Annotated in this window: 3 protein-coding genes; all 3 read right to left on the reverse strand. The window is 63.8% G+C overall.

The features are described 5' to 3' along the window. Positions 1-73: 73 nt before the first annotated feature. The 3 genes from ON20_RS38115 to ON20_RS38120 all read right to left on the reverse strand — a co-directional run bounded on the left by ON20_RS38115 (position 74) and on the right by ON20_RS38120 (position 1,233). Positions 74-307 carry a hypothetical protein gene (locus ON20_RS38115; RefSeq protein WP_040839695.1) on the reverse strand — a complete coding sequence of 78 codons (234 nt, stop codon included), beginning with the start codon at positions 305-307 and terminating at the stop codon, positions 74-76. A gap of 198 nt (positions 308-505) precedes the next feature. Continuing rightward, positions 506-811, reverse strand: a complete 306-nt coding sequence (locus tag ON20_RS25955; protein ID WP_169332377.1) for a hypothetical protein — start codon at positions 809-811, stop codon at positions 506-508. Between the two features lie 86 nt (positions 812-897). Continuing rightward, positions 898-1,233 carry an HNH endonuclease family protein gene (locus ON20_RS38120; RefSeq protein WP_218002618.1) on the reverse strand — a complete coding sequence of 112 codons (336 nt, stop codon included), beginning with the start codon at positions 1,231-1,233 and terminating at the stop codon, positions 898-900. Positions 1,234-1,784: the final 551 nt, after the last annotated feature.

A 1,784-nucleotide genomic window follows, 5' to 3' on the forward strand; every position in this document is an offset into this window, starting at 1 on the left:
CCCTCCGAACGACGACGAGGAGGACGAGTAGCAAGCCGTAGCGCCGGATTGCCGGCGGATGAGGCTCTACCCCCTACTCGTCCTCTTCGTCGTCGGCCCATTCGTCGGGGTAGCGGGCCGTGAGTTCGTTCTCGTCGAGGTAGAACTCGCCCTCGTCCTCGCGCGGGGCGGGGCCGACTTCCCATTCTTCGCTGAGCGAGACCAGTTCTTCTTTCGGCCATCGTCGACCGCACAGGATCCGTCGCTGAGCAGTAAGGCCCTGCTCGTCGGTAGAGCAGCGAGCGTAGCCGATGATGGTTGCGGTCACACGGGAAGCGTACGGTAGTCCTCCCCTCAGCGGACAGATCAGCGGGCGCCCTTAATGAGACGGCATATCGCCTGTTCAGCACATCCAGACGAAGGTCCTCCCGCCTGTCCGTTGAAGGTTCCCCTATCGGACAAGATCATTGCTACCGCTAACCGCTGTACCGATCTTCCTCGACCCCGGACTTGGCGCGGCGAAACCTCATATCACCCGCATCTCTGTCCCCGACGGCAACGCCCGCGGGCCGGCGTACGAGTCCCGACCGGCGGAAACCTCGATGATGCAGGCCGACAGCGACATCCCTCGTCGAGACATATACACGGCTCTGCTGCCGTCGTGGGCTTCCCGCAGGATCATCCGTGTCTCGACATGACGTTGATAGCGGCGCACACATCCGACGATGCTCAGCCAGATCCCGCTCAGCACTACACACAGCGTGACCCATAGCGGGCCGACGGTCCACAGCACGTGGACCCAGGAAAGCGTCATACCAAGCAAACGGGCCACAGCCGGAAAGATAAATAACCCCAGCTCGAAAGCGTATTCATTCCGTTCGATTGTGGATCAAACCAGGGGCAGAACAGGGGTCCCGCTCAGCAGCCGTGCAAGACGTGGGCAAGCGTATCCTTCTCGGCCTGCTGGAGGGTCAGCTTCCACGTCGACTTCACCGCGACCCACATCTGCGCGTAGGCGCAGCGGTATGCCGGGTTCGGTGGGAGCCATCGGCTGGGGTCCTGATCGCCCTTGGCCCGGTTCGATGAGGCGGTGACCGCGATCAGCTGTGGATGGTCCAGGTCGTTGGCGAACCGCTCACGCTGCTCAGGGCTCCACTCGTTGGCGCCGGAGCGCCATGCCTCGGCCAGCGGAACGACGTGTTGTCTGTACCGGAAGGATCGGCCACCGTCCGGTCGTCGTAGGACGAATGCCACCGACCGGCGGTGGGCCGGCATTGCGCGTCGACCACCACCCCGGTGCCGTCGCGCCGCAACACCGTCTCCCGGGTGGTGCATTCACCAGAGGTGTTCCAGTGCGGGAACGCCTCCCGTGAGTAGCCGCGCATGGGCCCCTCTGCGGCCACCGTGAGCCCCTCCAGCATGGCGCGAGCGGCCGCGGCGCTCGGAACGGCCGGCGGCTCGGCGTGGGCGACCGCCGGCTGGATCCACGCGGTGACGGCGGCGGCGCACATCAGCGCACGCGTTACGGTCGCAAGCCCTCGCATGCACGTCTCTGTATCTCGAAGGAACACCGGATCGCCTCAGTATCCGACGAAAACCGGTCGGATATGCCGTATCTCCCGAGGAGAATGCCGCCGCGAGCATGCTCAACTCCTCCAGGCCTTCGACTGTGCCTGCTTCACCCAGCGGCACTGCATATCCATTGGCTTCGCCTTGTTACTACCGGAACCCACCGTTGCTACCGGAACCCCAGGTAGGGGCAGGGTCGTTTCCTACAACCTTCATTCCACTATGGAATATATAGT

It is taken from the genome of Nocardia brevicatena NBRC 12119, assembly GCF_000308495.1.
GTDB lineage: Bacteria > Actinomycetota > Actinomycetes > Mycobacteriales > Mycobacteriaceae > Nocardia > Nocardia brevicatena.